Origin of the sequence: Streptomyces asoensis, from assembly GCF_016860545.1 — a bacterium.
GTDB lineage: Bacteria > Actinomycetota > Actinomycetes > Streptomycetales > Streptomycetaceae > Streptomyces > Streptomyces asoensis.
Window position 1 is genome coordinate 2397981 of sequence record NZ_BNEB01000005.1, and the last position, 13061, is coordinate 2411041.

At 71.7% G+C, this 13061-nt stretch carries 8 protein-coding genes and 1 pseudogene; 6 read left to right on the forward strand and 3 right to left on the reverse strand.

Annotated elements, in window-relative coordinates:
- Positions 1-35: 35 nt before the first annotated feature.
- Complete coding sequence (locus Saso_RS33185) at positions 36-1460, reverse strand: NAD-dependent succinate-semialdehyde dehydrogenase (RefSeq protein WP_189926550.1); 1425 nt, start codon at positions 1458-1460, stop codon at positions 36-38.
- Between the two features lie 49 nt (positions 1461-1509).
- A complete protein-coding gene (locus Saso_RS33190; RefSeq protein WP_229901474.1) occupies positions 1510-2610 on the reverse strand; it encodes a LysR family transcriptional regulator in 1101 nt (366 codons plus the stop codon).
- 45 nt (positions 2611-2655) lie between these two features.
- Here Saso_RS33190 and Saso_RS33195 point away from each other — a divergent pair, with 45 nt between their 5' ends.
- The 4 genes and pseudogenes from Saso_RS33195 to Saso_RS33210 all read left to right on the forward strand — a co-directional run bounded on the left by Saso_RS33195 (position 2656) and on the right by Saso_RS33210 (position 6402).
- On the forward strand, positions 2656-4038 hold the full coding sequence (locus Saso_RS33195; RefSeq protein WP_359070989.1) for an MFS transporter: 1383 nt from the start codon (positions 2656-2658) through the stop codon (positions 4036-4038).
- Positions 4039-4140: 102 nt separating this feature from the next.
- Complete coding sequence (locus tag Saso_RS33200) at positions 4141-4986, forward strand: aldo/keto reductase (RefSeq protein ID WP_189926554.1); 846 nt, start codon at positions 4141-4143, stop codon at positions 4984-4986.
- A gap of 274 nt (positions 4987-5260) precedes the next feature.
- A complete protein-coding gene (locus Saso_RS33205) occupies positions 5261-5710 on the forward strand; it encodes a DUF1931 family protein (protein ID WP_189926556.1) in 450 nt (149 codons plus the stop codon).
- Between the two features lie 124 nt (positions 5711-5834).
- Positions 5835-6402: pseudogene (locus tag Saso_RS33210) on the forward strand (type 1 glutamine amidotransferase domain-containing protein).
- Between the two features lie 142 nt (positions 6403-6544).
- On the opposite strand, the gene uvrA reads toward Saso_RS33210, so the two are convergent.
- Positions 6545-9013: an excinuclease ABC subunit UvrA gene (gene uvrA, locus Saso_RS33215; RefSeq protein WP_189926558.1), complete on the reverse strand. Its 2469-nt coding sequence runs from the start codon at positions 9011-9013 to the stop codon at positions 6545-6547.
- Between the two features lie 214 nt (positions 9014-9227).
- Between uvrA and Saso_RS33220 the strand changes: the two genes are divergently transcribed.
- Together Saso_RS33220 and Saso_RS33225 are read left to right on the forward strand one after the other, a co-directional pair.
- The gene (locus Saso_RS33220) at positions 9228-10361 is read left to right on the forward strand and encodes a hypothetical protein (protein WP_189926559.1); all 1134 of its coding nucleotides are present in this window, start codon (positions 9228-9230) and stop codon (positions 10359-10361) included.
- Positions 10362-10769: 408 nt separating this feature from the next.
- A complete protein-coding gene (locus Saso_RS33225) occupies positions 10770-12944 on the forward strand; it encodes an FUSC family protein (RefSeq protein WP_189926560.1) in 2175 nt (724 codons plus the stop codon).
- Positions 12945-13061 lie beyond the last annotated feature (117 nt).

Sequence of the window (13061 nt, forward strand, 5' to 3'; positions counted from 1 at the left end):
CGGCATCCGCCGAGCGCGGTCGACCGGACCGCAGGTCAGCCCAGCACCTCGCCGATCGGGGCGTCGGCGTCCACGTAGCGCACGAGCTTGCGGTTCGCGAATTCCACGATGCCCGCGTCGCCGAGTTCGCGCCCGTAGCCGGAGCGCTTGATGCCACCGAAGGGCAGCTCCGGTCGGGACGCGGTCGGGTGGTTGATCCACACCATGCCCGCCTCCAGCCGGTCCGCGACCCCGCGAGCACGTTCCGGGTCGGCGGCGAAGACCGCGCCTCCCAGGCCGTAGGGGGAGGTGTTGGCCAATGCCACGGCCTCGTCCTCGTCCTCGACCCGGTAGACCGTAGCGACGGGGCCGAAGAGCTCTTCCCGGTAGGCCCGCATGTCCGGTGTGACGTCGGTGAGGACGGTCGGCGCGACGAAGGCGCCCGGCAGGTCGGGCCGCCCGCCGCCCAGCACCACCGTGGCTCCCTTGTCCACCGCGTCACGGACCTGCTCCATCAGGAGTTCGGCCGCGGCCTCGGAGGACAGCGGGCCGAGCGTGGTGGCGGGGTCGGCCGGATCTCCCGGTTGCACCTCGCTCATCCGGTCACGCAGCCCGGCGAGAAAGGCGTCGTAGACGTCGGCAAGGGCGATGAAGCGCTTGGCCGCCACACAGCACTGCCCGGTGTTGCCCATCCGGCCGAGGAACGCGGCGTACACGGTGCGCTCGAGGTTGTGACCGTCCAGCACGACGAAGGGATCACTGCCGCCCAGCTCGAGGACGGACTTTTTGACATTGCGGCCGGCGATCTCGCCCAAGCTCACGCCCGCCCGCTCGCTTCCGGTCAGTGACGCTCCCTGCACACGAGAGTCATCGATGATCTTTCCGACGTCCCTGCCCCGCACGAAGAGATTGGTGTAGACCCCGGTCGGCACGCCCGCATCCGTGAACAGCTGCTCGAGTGCCAGTGCGGACTGGGGGCAACTGCTCGCGTGCTTGAGCAGGATCGTGTTGCCGAGGACGAGGTTCGGACCCGCGAATCGGGCCACCTGGTAGAGCGGGAAGTTCCAGGGCATCACACCGAGAAGGACACCGAGCGGCTCGTTCACCAGCACGGCCGTGCCCTCGGGTACCGGCAGGGGCCGCTCTTCCAGCAGCTCGGGGCCGTGCTCGCCGTAGAAGGTGAGGATGTCGGACGCGAGGTCGACCTCTGCACGGCTCGAGTCGATCAGCTTGCCGACCTCAAGGGTCAGCAGCCGCGCCAGCTCCTCCTTGCGCTCCCTCATGAGCCGGCCGGCGCGTTGCACGAGGGCCCCACGGTCAGCCGTCGACCGGGCACGCCAGTCCGGAAAGCTACCGTGCGCCGCGTCGATCGCGCGCTCTACGTCCTGCGCGCTCAGCGCCTGGAACTCCCGAACTCTTTCGCCGGTGTACGGATTGACTGTGGCGATGGGGCTTCCCTGGGCAGTGACATTGGCGTCCATGGCGCCTCCCTGGAGTCGGGGTTCCTCGGGTTTCCATGCCCGGCCCCGCTCACACCTGCTCAGTCTGTCCCGTGGCTCGGCCTTCGGTACGCCTCCCGCTCACGGCGGCAGCGGCCCGGACGCTGGGTGTGCGCCGGGGACGGACGGCACGGCGGGTGACGCCCGCGGCCCACTGGTCGCTCGCGGGGAGACGTCTTCCGGCAGATCCGTGCGCGTCGTGCTGCTGGTGGCCGAGCCTGGCCCGTCCGGAGCGAGGCGAACGCAGGGCGACGACGTGGAGGTCGACCAGGTCGAGCAGCGCCCGCAGCGCCGAGCTGGGTCGCCGGGTCGACGACGTGCCGAGATGCATGCTCCAGCGGAGCACGGTGCCGGCGACGTCCAGGACGTGCAGGCCGGGGGTGCGGGCAACGCCGAACGCGGGCAGGAAGGCGATGCCCAGACCGTGCCGGGCCAGTGCCGCCCCCATGTCGATGTCGGGCACTTCCAGTGCGACCCGGCGTGCGACACCCGCCGCCGCGAACGCCCGGTCGAGCACCTCACGGTTGCCGTAGCCCGGCGGGAAGTCCACGAAGGGCTCCCCGGCGAGGTCCGCAAGTGCCACCTCTGTCCGCTGCGCGAGCGGATGGGCGTCGCTCACCACCAGGACGAGCGGCACGGTGGCCAGCTCCCGTGCGTCGATCCCGGCGGGTCTGTGCTCGGGCAGCGACAGGAAGGCCACGTCCAGGTCTCCGCCGAGCAGCGCGTGCGCCAGTCCCGCCGAGCCGGTCGTCGCCAGCCGCAGCCGGACGTCGATCGCCGGATGCCTCCCGTGGAGCTGTCCGAGGAGCGCGGGCAGGTCCACCACCTCGACCGAGGCCATGGCGCCCACGTTCACCGTGCCGCGCAGCGTGTCCTGTGCGGCGCGCACGGTGTCCTGGGCCGCCTGAGCGGCGTGCAGGGTGGCCCGAGCCTCCGGCAGCAGCGCCGCGCCCGCCCCGGTGAGCCGGACCCGCTGCGACGTGCGCTCGAACAGCGCGCAGCCGAGCTCGCGCTCCAGGGAGCGGATCGCGGCGGACACCCCGGACTGCACCACGTGCAGCCGACGGGCGGCACGCGTGAAACTCAGCTCCTCGGCGACCGCGATGAAGTGCTCCAGCTGACGTAGCTCCACACGGGAAGTGTCACTCGCATTGCTGGAGCCCAGCAAAAACATTCGTTGGCACTGATCCTGGCTGGTGAGGAGGATGGAAAGCACCGTCCACTTCCGCCCGGGGAGGGCCCCCTGCCTGCCGTTCCGACGCCGCTCAGCCGTCCCACAGCCGACGCCCCCGACGGCCCGAGCCGTCGGGTCCCGGCACCCACGCCCGCCGACCCGCCGCCCCGCGCCCCCGCCCGGCGTCGTGCCTCGCACGCGACCGGCTTCTGGTTCGTGGCGGTCGCCTTCACCGTGCTGATGGCCTTCGGCACCGCGCCGACCCCGTTGTGGCCGCTGTACGAGGCCCGGGACCACTTCGGGGCGACCACGGTCACGGTGGCGTACGCCTCGATGGTCGTGGGCGCAGCGGGCGCCTTCCTCGGACTGGGACACCTGTCGGACCGGGTCGGCCGGCGGCGCATCATCGTCCCGGCGCTGCTGGTCGGCATCGTCGCGTCGGTCGTGCTGATCGTGTGGCGGGACCTGCCGGGGCTGATCGCGGGCAGGATCCTGAACGGTGTCGGACTGGGGCTGATGGCCTCGACCGCGACGACGTACCTGCACGACCTCTACCACGAGGCCCGTCCGGATCGGAGGGATTCGGTGCTGCCCGGCATCGTGGCCACCGCCGCCAACCTCGGCGGGCTGGCCTCAGGGCCCCTGATCGCCGGTGCCGCCGCCGAGTGGCTTCCCACGCCCCTGATCACCACCCAGGCGATCTTCACGCTGGCCATGGCAGTGTGCCTGGCGCTGGTGCTGTGCACCCCGGAGACCGTGGACCTGGAACTGCCGGCGGCCGATCCGCCCAGCAGGTTCGTCCTGTGCCCCGGCGGCCGGCGGACGTTCGGCGCGGCCGGCGCGCTGGGCGCCTTCGCCTCCCTCGGGGCGAGCGTGCTCCACGGCACCCTGCACACCGACTCGCACCTCGTGGTCGGCCTGGCGGCCTTCCTCATGTTCGGTTGCGCGGCGGCCGCCCAGCTGGTGCTGGGCCGGCTCCCGCTGCCCCGGCTCCTGACCGTGGGGGCGGTCGTCTTCCCGGTCGGCCTGGCCCTGTGCGCCCTCGCCCTCCATCACCCGGCGCTCTGGCTCTACCTGGTCGCCGTGTCCCTGTCGGGAGCCGGCTCCGGGCTGCTGTTCAAGGCAGGAGTCGAACGTGCCGGTTCAGTGGCCGGTCCCGCCTCGCGCGCGGGGGTCCTCGCCGTGTTCTTCGTCGTCGCGTACCCGGGAATGGGCCTGCCCTCCGTCCTGTTCAGCATCGCCCTGCGGCACTTCGCCGTGCAGACCGCGATGATCGGCTTCGCGGCGGTCCTCTCCTGCGGCGCCGTCGTGTCGGTCGCCGTCGCGTTGCGCGACCGCGCACCCGGTCCCGGCACGCTCTCGGCGCAGCCCGCTAGCCCCTCCTGACCTCCCTGCGGCGCATGCGACACCGGCTGTCTGGGAGGCGCGGACCTGGGCACCCGGTCCGGGTGCGCGCGACACTGACCCGCGGCAGACGGGAGGCACGAGATGTCTGCGGAATCGGCCGGAACGATCGCACTTCCCTCCGGTGAGGAGATCGCGGCGCTCGGGCAGGGCACCTGGTACCTGGGCGAGGACCCGGCCCGGCGGGAACAGGAGATCGCCGCACTGCGGCTGGGCGTGGACCTGGGCATGACCGTCGTCGACACGGCGGAGATGTACGGCGACGGCGCAGCCGAGGAGCTCGTCGGCGAGGCCCTCCGGGGACGCCGCGAGGAGGTCTTCCTGGTCAGCAAGGTGCTGCCCGGCCACGCCGATCGGAAAGGCACCGTCGCCGCCTGCGAGGGCAGCCTGCGGCGGCTCCGTGCGGAACGGCTGGACCTCTACCTGCTGCACTGGCGGGGACGGTGGCCACTCGAGGAGACCCTTGCGGGATTCACCGACCTGATGGAGGCGGAGAAGATCCGTTACTGGGGCGTGAGCAATCTGGACGTCGCCGACATGGTCGAGCTGACCGCCCTCCCCGGCGGTGGTGCCGTGGCCGTCGACCAGGTGCTGTACAACCTCTCCCGGCGCGGCATCGAGTGGGATCTGCTCCCCTGGTGCCGCGAGGCCGGGGTGGCGGTCAAGGCCTACTCACCGATCGAGCAGGGGCGGCTGCTGCAGGTCGAGGCTCTGGGTGCCGTGGCCCGGGCCCTCGGAGCCACGCCGGCCCAGGTGGCACTCGCCTGGGTGCTGGCGCAGGGGGTGGCCGCGATCCCGCGTTCCGGATCACCCGACCACGTCCGGGAGAACCGCGGCGCGGTGGACCTCCGCCTTCCCACCGAGGCGCTCGACGCCCTCGACAAGGCGTTCCCGCCGCCCAGCGGGCCCGCGCCCCTGGATGTGCTCTGACGGCGTTGACGGGATGCCGTGTCCCCCGCTCGTCGCTCTTGAGGCGTTGCAACGCCGTGCAGCTTCCCGCCGACGGCCGGCCGGCCGTACGGCCGGCCGAGGGATGCCTGCGCACTTCATGCTGCTCTGCCAGGGGAAGAAGGGGCGCCCTTTTTCGGCCTCGGGTGAGGAGGCGCTCGGCAGGGGGCTCTGCGAACCTCGACCGGGTAACAGCCGACGGCGGCGCGGGCGGGCGCGAACAACGTCGTCCGTTCCGGGTAAGGAGGCGAGAGGCATGACCGTGATGGGTGTGTCGAAGTTCGAGAGGTTCTTCCGCGCCGCCGCAAGCCTCGACGTGGACAAGAACGACCTGAAGCGGTACGGCGACTTCGTCGACGCCAAGCTATACGACCTCCTGGTCGTCGGCCAGGCGTCGGCCAAGGCCAACGGCAGGGATACCGTCGAACCGTGGGACCTACCGATCACCAAGGGCCTGCAGGAGAGCATCCACCGGTTCCGGCGGCTCGACGAGGAGGTCGAGCTGAAGCCGATCCTGGAACAGCTCGCCACGCACCCTCCCCTCGACAGGACACCCACCCAGGAGGCCGAAGAGCGCTACCCCGAGATCATCGGCGGTCTCAGCGTCGCCCTCGCCGAGACGTTCAAAACCATGTATCCGGATGTCAAGAACCCGCAGACGAGTCACTGGGAGGGCGTGACCGCGGTGTTCGACCGGCTGCTGTAGCAGTCGCGCCCCGGTGCGTGGCGCCGAACCGGTCCCCGGTCCGGGGATTGGGATCCGGACAGGCCCTGCCGGGTGTCCCTGCCGCTCGCGTCGTACCACGAGCGACTCGTGAAGGGAACCGACCATGACACAGGAACTCCGGGGGATGCGCGTGGCAATTCTGGCCACCGACGGCGTCGAGCGCGTGGAACTCGACGAGCCGCGCGGTGCGCTGCAGGGCGCAGGGGCGAAGACCGAGATCGTCTCGCTCCACCCCGGCGAGATCCAGGCCCGCCAGTTCGACCTCAACGCGGCCGGAACCTTCCCCGTGGACCCGCCTGGTCGCCGACGCCTCCGTCGACGACTACCACGCCCTGTTGCTGCCCGGCGGCACCATGAACCCTGACCAGCTGCGCATGGACCGCGACGCGGTGCAGTTCGTCAAGGACTTCATGGCCAGCGGGAAACCGGTCGCATCGATCTGCCACGGCCCGTGGACCCTTGCGGAAGCCGACGCCGTACGCGGCCGCCGCCTGACCTCGTGGCCCAGCATCCGCACCGACCTGCGCAACGCCGGCGCGGAGATCGTCGCCGACCAGGAGGTGGTCGTCGACGGGCCACTGGTCACCATCCGCGGCCCGGCCGACCTGCCCGCCTTCTGCGCTGCCGTCGTGGAACAGTTCGCCGGGGCGCACCACCCCATGCCCGGCTGACCCGGCGGCCCGGAATGGGATCTCGGGCTGTGAATGATCACGGTTCACGAGGGCGGGGAGATCTCCCGGACGAGCAGTGGGCGGTGCCGGAGCCGCTGTTGCCGACGAGTGCCAGCGATGCGCGGGCGCTTTCGCGCCGCCGTCAGGGGCGTGCGAGCCGGGCCGCGAGATAGGGCGCGGTGGCGCTGCGGCGGGACCTCGCCACCTTGGCCGGCGGGCCCGCCGCGACCACCCGTCCGCCCGCGTCGCCGCCGCCCGGCCCGAGGTCGATGACCCAGTCGGCGGTGGCGATCGTGTCCAGGTCGTGCTCGACGAGGACGACCGTGTTGCCGGCGTCGACGAGCCGGTGCAGCTGTCGCAGCAGCAGCGCGATGTCCGCGGGGTGCAGCCCCGCCGTCGGCTCGTCGAGCAGGTAGAGCGCGTGCCCGCGGCGGGCTCGCTGCAGTTCGGTGGCCAGCTTGATGCGTTGTGCCTCACCACCGCTGAGTTCCGTCGCGGGCTGGCCCAGCCGCAGGTAGCCCAGTCCCACCTCGCGCAACGTCTCCAGACTGCGGGAGGCGGCCGGGACGGCGGACAGGAAGTCGGCGGCGGCGTCGACGGACAGCCCGAGCACCTCCGCGATGTTCTTGCCGCGGTAGGTGACTTCCAGCGTCTCGGCGTTGTACCGGGCGCCCTGGCAGGTCGGGCACGGCGCGTAGGTGCCGGGCAGGAACAGCAGTTCCACCGCGACGAATCCTTCGCCCTGGCAGGTCTCGCACCGCCCTTCGGGCACGTTGAAGGAGAACCGCCCGGCCGAGTAGCCGCGCGCCCCGGCCTCGTCCGTCGCCGCGTACAGCTTGCGCACCGCGTCGAACATCCCCGTGTACGTGGCCAGGTTGGACCGGGGAGTCCGGCCGATGGGCCGTTGGTCGACCCGGACCAGCCGGTCGAACGACTCGATCCCCGACGCGTCCTGGACGTCGACCTCCAGCTGAGCATCCTCGGGCTCCTCGGGTGCGAGTCCGAGGTGGCCGCGGACGACCTCGGCGAGCACCTGCGTCACCAGCGTCGACTTCCCGGAACCGGACACGCCCGTCACCGCCGTCAGTACGCACAGCGGTACGTCGACGGACACGTCGCGCAGATTGTGGCGGGAGACGCCGCTCAGGTGCAGCCAGCCGTGTGGTGCGCGCGGACGGTGCTCGAGCGGCTCGGCGCGCCCGAACAGGTACCGGCTCGTGGCCGACTCCCCGACCCGCTCGAGACCGGCGACCGGGCCGCTGTACAGCACGCGTCCGCCGCCCTCGCCCGCGCCGGGGCCGATGTCGACCACCCAGTCCGCCCGCCGTACGACGTCCATGTCGTGCTCCACGACGAACAGCGAGTTGCCGGCCGCCTTGAGGCGGTCCAGCACGTCCAGCAGCGGTTCCGCGTCAGCCGGGTGCAGGCCCGCGGAGGGTTCGTCCAGCACGTAGACGACGCCGAACAGCCCCGAGCGCAGCTGGGTGGCGATCCGCAGGCGCTGCGCCTCGCCGGGCGAGAGGGTCGTCGAGCGGCGCCCGAGGCTGAGATACCCGAGGCCCAGGTCGAGCAGTACGTCGAGCCGCGCGACCAGATCGCCGCAGATCCGGACCGCGACCTCGGTCGTCTCGCCGGATCGGGCGGTCGACGTGGTGGCGCCGGCCTCGGACCGCGCCGCGACGGGCCGCAGCAGCGCCACGACCTCGGCGAGCGGCATCGCGTTGATCTCGGCGATGGAACGTCCGGCGAAGGTCACGGCGAGCGCCTCGGGCCGCAGTCCGCTGCCGTGGCACTCGGGGCAGGGCACGCTCCTGACGAACCGGAGGGCCCGTTCGCGCATCTTCTCGCTCTTGGAGTCGGCGAGGACATGCATGACGTGCTTGCGGGCGCTCCAGAACTTGCCCTGGTAGCCGTAGTCGACGCGGTCCTCCTCCGGCTCGATGTACACGGAGGGCTGCTCGTCCGTGTACAGCAGCCAGTCGCGGTCCTTCTTCCTGAGCCTGCGCCACGGTCGGTCGATGTCGATCCCCAGACCGTTCACGACACTGCGCAGGTTGGCGCCCTGCCACGCGCCCGGCCAGGCGGCGATCGCCCCCTCGCGGATGCTCAGCGAGGGGTCCGGGACGAGCAGGTCCTCGGCCACGTCGTGCACGACGCCCAGTCCGTGGCACTCCGGGCAGGCGCCGGCCGCGGTGTTGGGTGAGAACGACTCGGCCTCCAGCCGTGCGGCCCGGGGCGGATAGGTGCCGGCGCGGGAGTACAGCATGCGCAGCAGATTGGACAGCGTGGTGATGGTGCCGACCGTCGAACGCGAGCTGGGCGACCCGCGTCGCTGCTGCAGGGCCACGGCCGGTGGCAGTCCGGTGATCTCCTGCACGTGCGGTGCGCCGACCTGTTGCAGGAGCCTTCGGGCGTACGGTGCCACGGACTCGAAGTAGCGCCGCTGGGCCTCCGCGTAGAGCGTGCCGAACGCGAGCGAGGACTTGCCCGAACCGGAGACGCCGGTGAAGGCGACCATCGCGTCCCGCGGAACGTCGACGTCGATGTTCCGCAGGTTGTTCTCACGGGCGCCCCGGACCTGCACGAAGGAATCGTTCGCGTCCTTGTTCACCGTTCCTGATTACCTGATCGCGCCGGGAACCGCGCGGCAGGCGCCGTCACCGGGCCCGCCCACAGGAGCGTCGGGAGCATCCCGGATCCGATTTCGAGATCCGACCGTAACGCCTGCACCCGCCGGGAGGGGCCAGCGTGTCACGCTGTATCGGCGATACCCCGGGGGCATCCTGTGGGCACGGGGCGTCGCGGGCAGCCGACGAGAAGGAGTCATGCGGATGTCGTCTCAGGGCGTTACGGTCGTGACTATCCTGGCCGATCCGGACGCGCCCACGGAGATCGCGCAGCGCATGGCCCGGATACTTCCTGCTCGGCTCGCCGACAGGTCCGGCCGGGGGCGACGGTTCGACGTCGAGGTGGTCAGTGAGCCCTTCACCGCGGGGACCGAGGACCTGCCCACCCTGATGCATCGGATCATGGACCGTGGAAGTGCGCAGAACTGGGACATCGTCGTGGCCCTCACCGACCTTCCGCTGCACTCACATGGGCGCAAGCTCGTGGTGGATCTGAGTCACGAACACGGCTTGGCACTGCTGTCTCTTCCTACGCTGGGGGGCCTGCGGCTGCAGACGAGGGCGCGGCGGGCCGTGGAAGTAGCCGTGCTCAGTCTGGCCGGTCCGCGGGCCTCCGGGGTGGAGGGACCTGCGCAGAGTCAGCCGCTGCTGGCCCCCTTCGTCAGTCGTTTCGCGCCTATTCACCCGGGCCAGGTCGGTGCGGAGGAGACCGCTGATCTGCGGTACGTCGTCAGCGGGCCGCGCGGATACCTGAGGGTGCTCCTCGGTATGGTCCGTGCCAACCGGCCGTGGCGCTTGGTGCCGGGCCTGTCGAAAGCCCTGGCGGCCGCACTCGCCACCGGAGCCGTCGCCACCGTGAACTCCACCATCTGGAGCCTGGCCCAGTCCCTGAGCGCGCCGCGCCTCGTGATCGCCACGGTCGGATCTGTCGCACTCATGATCGGTTGGCTGATCGTGGACGCGAACCTGTGGCACCGAACGGCGGAGCACTCTCCTGAGGCGAGGCAGAGGGCGAGGCTCTACAACGTGTCGACGGTCATGACCGTGGGCATCGGGGTGCTCGTCTGCTACTTGGGTCTGATCGTCATCAACCTGGTGTGGGCCCTGTTCATCCTCAACGGCCACGTGTTCGCCTCCACGACAGGAACCCCGCTCGACGCCGCCGAATACTGGACGTTGTCCTGGTTCGTCGCCTCGGTCGCCACCGTGGGCGGCGCGCTGGGATCAGGCCTGGAGAGCGACGAGGCGATCCGGGCAGCCGCCTACTCCAAGCGCGAACAGGAACGCCGCCGGATGCTCCAGGACGACGACGGGGACCAGGTGGTGACCTGAGTCGGGGATTCGTCGGTGGCGGGTGGCCGATGATCGTCCACCCACGAAGACTCCGCTGATCGATCGGTGCGTGGTTGTTTCGCGTCGGGGACCGGCGGGGACCCGGACGGCACGCCGCGTGGTCCTGCATCCGACCGGACACGGGAACGGCCACAAGCGGTAAGGGACCCGGGCCGCAGCCCCGCCGGTTCCCCCGGACCGGTCCCGGGGACGGGCGCGATCTGCCCGCGCTCCGGCCCGGCAGGACGAACGGCGTGCTTGGCAGTGTCCGCAGTGGCTGCACCCCGTCCAGCGGCTGCGGCCGCAGCCTGTTCGCAGGCCCATGTGGGAGGCTTCCTTGTCCGACCGCTGCCGCACCTCGACCAGGCCGACGCGACCCGGCAGGGCGTTGCGGCCAGGCTCAGACCCGTGACGTGGCTGCGGGCCTTCGGGGAGGTCGTGCGATCCGGGCTCACGATCGAGGAGACGCGGCTGGAGCCCCTGCTCGCGTTGCGCACGGCCGCTGGGGTCGCGATCGTCGTCGGGCCGGCGCTGTGGCTGGTCTCCCCTGCGTATGCCGCGTCCGCCGCCCTCGGCGCCTACTCTGCGGGTGGGGCCACCTTCCAGCGCACCTGGCGTCCACGCAAGGTGATCGCGCTCGGCGCGGGCGCGGGCCTGGCGCTCAGCACCTTCGTGGGCTACCTGGCGGCGGGGCGACTCGTGACGTTCCTCCCGCTGCTGGCCGTATGGGCCTTCGCCGCGGGAATGGCGTGGGCCGTCGGATCGACCGCCGGGATCGTCGCGGCGACGACCGTGGGCAGCATGCTGGTGACCATCACCCTGCCCACGAGCATCGGGCGGGCCCTGGAGCACGCCGGGGTCATCGCACTCGGGGGCGCGACGCAGGCCGTGCTGATCCTGCTGTTCCCGATCCGGCGTTGGGGAGCGCATCGTGACGCGCTCGCCGACGCCCTGGCCGCCGTGGCGGACTACGCCCGCCGGTTGCGGCACGACCCGACCGCCCCGTTCGACCCGGAGCCGTTGATGACGGCCCGGGACGCGGCTGCCGTGACGCCGTCACAGGCCCGCACCCGTCCGTCCGTCCTGCACGGCCCCCGGGGACTCGCCGAGCGCATTCGGCCGGTCGTCGCCGCGCTCGCCGACCCGGACGTGGGCGCTCCGGCGGAGGGACCCGGGCGGGACCGCGCGCGGGAGTTGCTCGACGCGGCCGCCGACGTCCTGGATGCGGTCGCCCGTTTGATCCGCCGCGGCATTCCCGCCGAGGTGCGGCCCGGGAGCTTGGACGTCCTGCGCGTCGACGAGGAGCACGAGGTGCTGGAGGGGCCCGCGCGGCAGGCCGCCGAGCGGCTCGTGGAATTGCTCGGCGAGGCGTTGGAGATCGCCGACTGCGGCGGCGCGCGCGGCAGGACGCCCACGCCGCCCGGCCCCGCGGGCACCCAGTTCCTGGTGCGCCCGACGATGCTCCGGCTGGTCCCGGTGGTCGTTAGGGCGGTCCGCCGTGAGCTGCGGCGGGACTCGCCCGTGTTCCGGCACGCCGTCCGCTTGGCGGCGGTGGCCACGCTCGGCTATCTGATCGCCGCCCGGCTCCCCCTGGGCCACGGCTACTGGGCGCCCATCGCCTCGGTGATGGTGATGCGGCCGGACTTCCACCGCACGTACGCGCGTGCGGTGGCCCGTTTCGTCGGAACCCTGGCGGGGGTCGCGCTCGCCACCGGGATGGTGCGGGCTCTGGGGCCGGACGCCCATGTGTTCGGCGCGCTGGCGGTGGTCTCGGCCGGCCTGTCGTACACGCTGATCCGTACCGGCTACGCCTACTCCCAGTGCTTCACCGCCGCGTACGTCGTCTTCCTGCTCGGCATGGGCGGCCAGGCATGGGAGCAGACAGTCCCGGAGCGGGTGGTGCTCACCCTGCTCGGCGGGGCCCTGGCGATGCTGGCGTACGTGGTGTTCCCCGCATGGGAGACACCCCGGCTGCCGGGCCGGCTTGCGGACTGGCTCGCAGCCAACGGCCACTACGCGGCCGCGGTGCTCCGCAACTACGCCGAACCGAACCGAGAGCATCACACCGACATGCGCAGGGCACTGCTGGCGAGCAGGGAGGCACGTGCCGCCTGGCAGGAGACATACGACCGGGCAAGGCAGGAACCGGTCCGCCCCAGGGGACTGACGTCGCGCGAGGCGCAGGAGGCGCAGGAGGCGCTCAAAGGGTTCGGCCGCGCGGCGATGCTCATGGAGAGCCACGTCCCGCAGGCCGACAGCCGTGTCGTCCCCGGGGCTGAGCGGTTCGCCGAAGCCCTGGAGACGGACACCGCGAAGGCGGCAGTCGCCGTGCGCGAGCACAGAAATCCGGACTGGGGACGCGTGGAGGAGGCGCTCCACGCGTGGGAGGACGCCGCCGGCTATGGGAGCCCGGTCGTGCGGCGCGAGGCGGAGCTGCAAAAACGGGCCTTGGAAGACCTCGCGACAGCGGTGAGCCGCACACCCCTGGAACGGGACGTCGGCTCTGCTCGTGAGGAGCAGCGGGTGCAAGCCGCCGTGGCGGCGGAAGGTGACGGATCAGGACCCGCGCACCAGGGTGGGTGACGAAGTCGGCCACGGGGAGCGCCTCGCCTCCTGGAGCGGCAAGCAGTCTCCCCGGCGCGCTCTCAGACAACGCCTCGATCACTACGCCTCGCTCCTGTCAAAGGCCTGCGATGCAGA

Excerpts from the sequence above, each read along its gene's own strand:
- Saso_RS33185 (WP_189926550.1), bottom strand. The coding sequence starts at position 1,460 with ATGGACGCCAATGTCACTGCCCAGGGAAGCCCCATCGCCACAGTCAAT.
- Saso_RS33200 (WP_189926554.1), top strand. The coding sequence starts at position 4,141 with ATGTCTGCGGAATCGGCCGGAACGATCGCACTTCCCTCCGGTGAGGAG.
- Saso_RS33205 (WP_189926556.1), top strand. The coding sequence starts at position 5,261 with ATGACCGTGATGGGTGTGTCGAAGTTCGAGAGGTTCTTCCGCGCCGCC.
- Saso_RS33220 (WP_189926559.1), top strand. The coding sequence starts at position 9,228 with ATGCGGATGTCGTCTCAGGGCGTTACGGTCGTGACTATCCTGGCCGAT.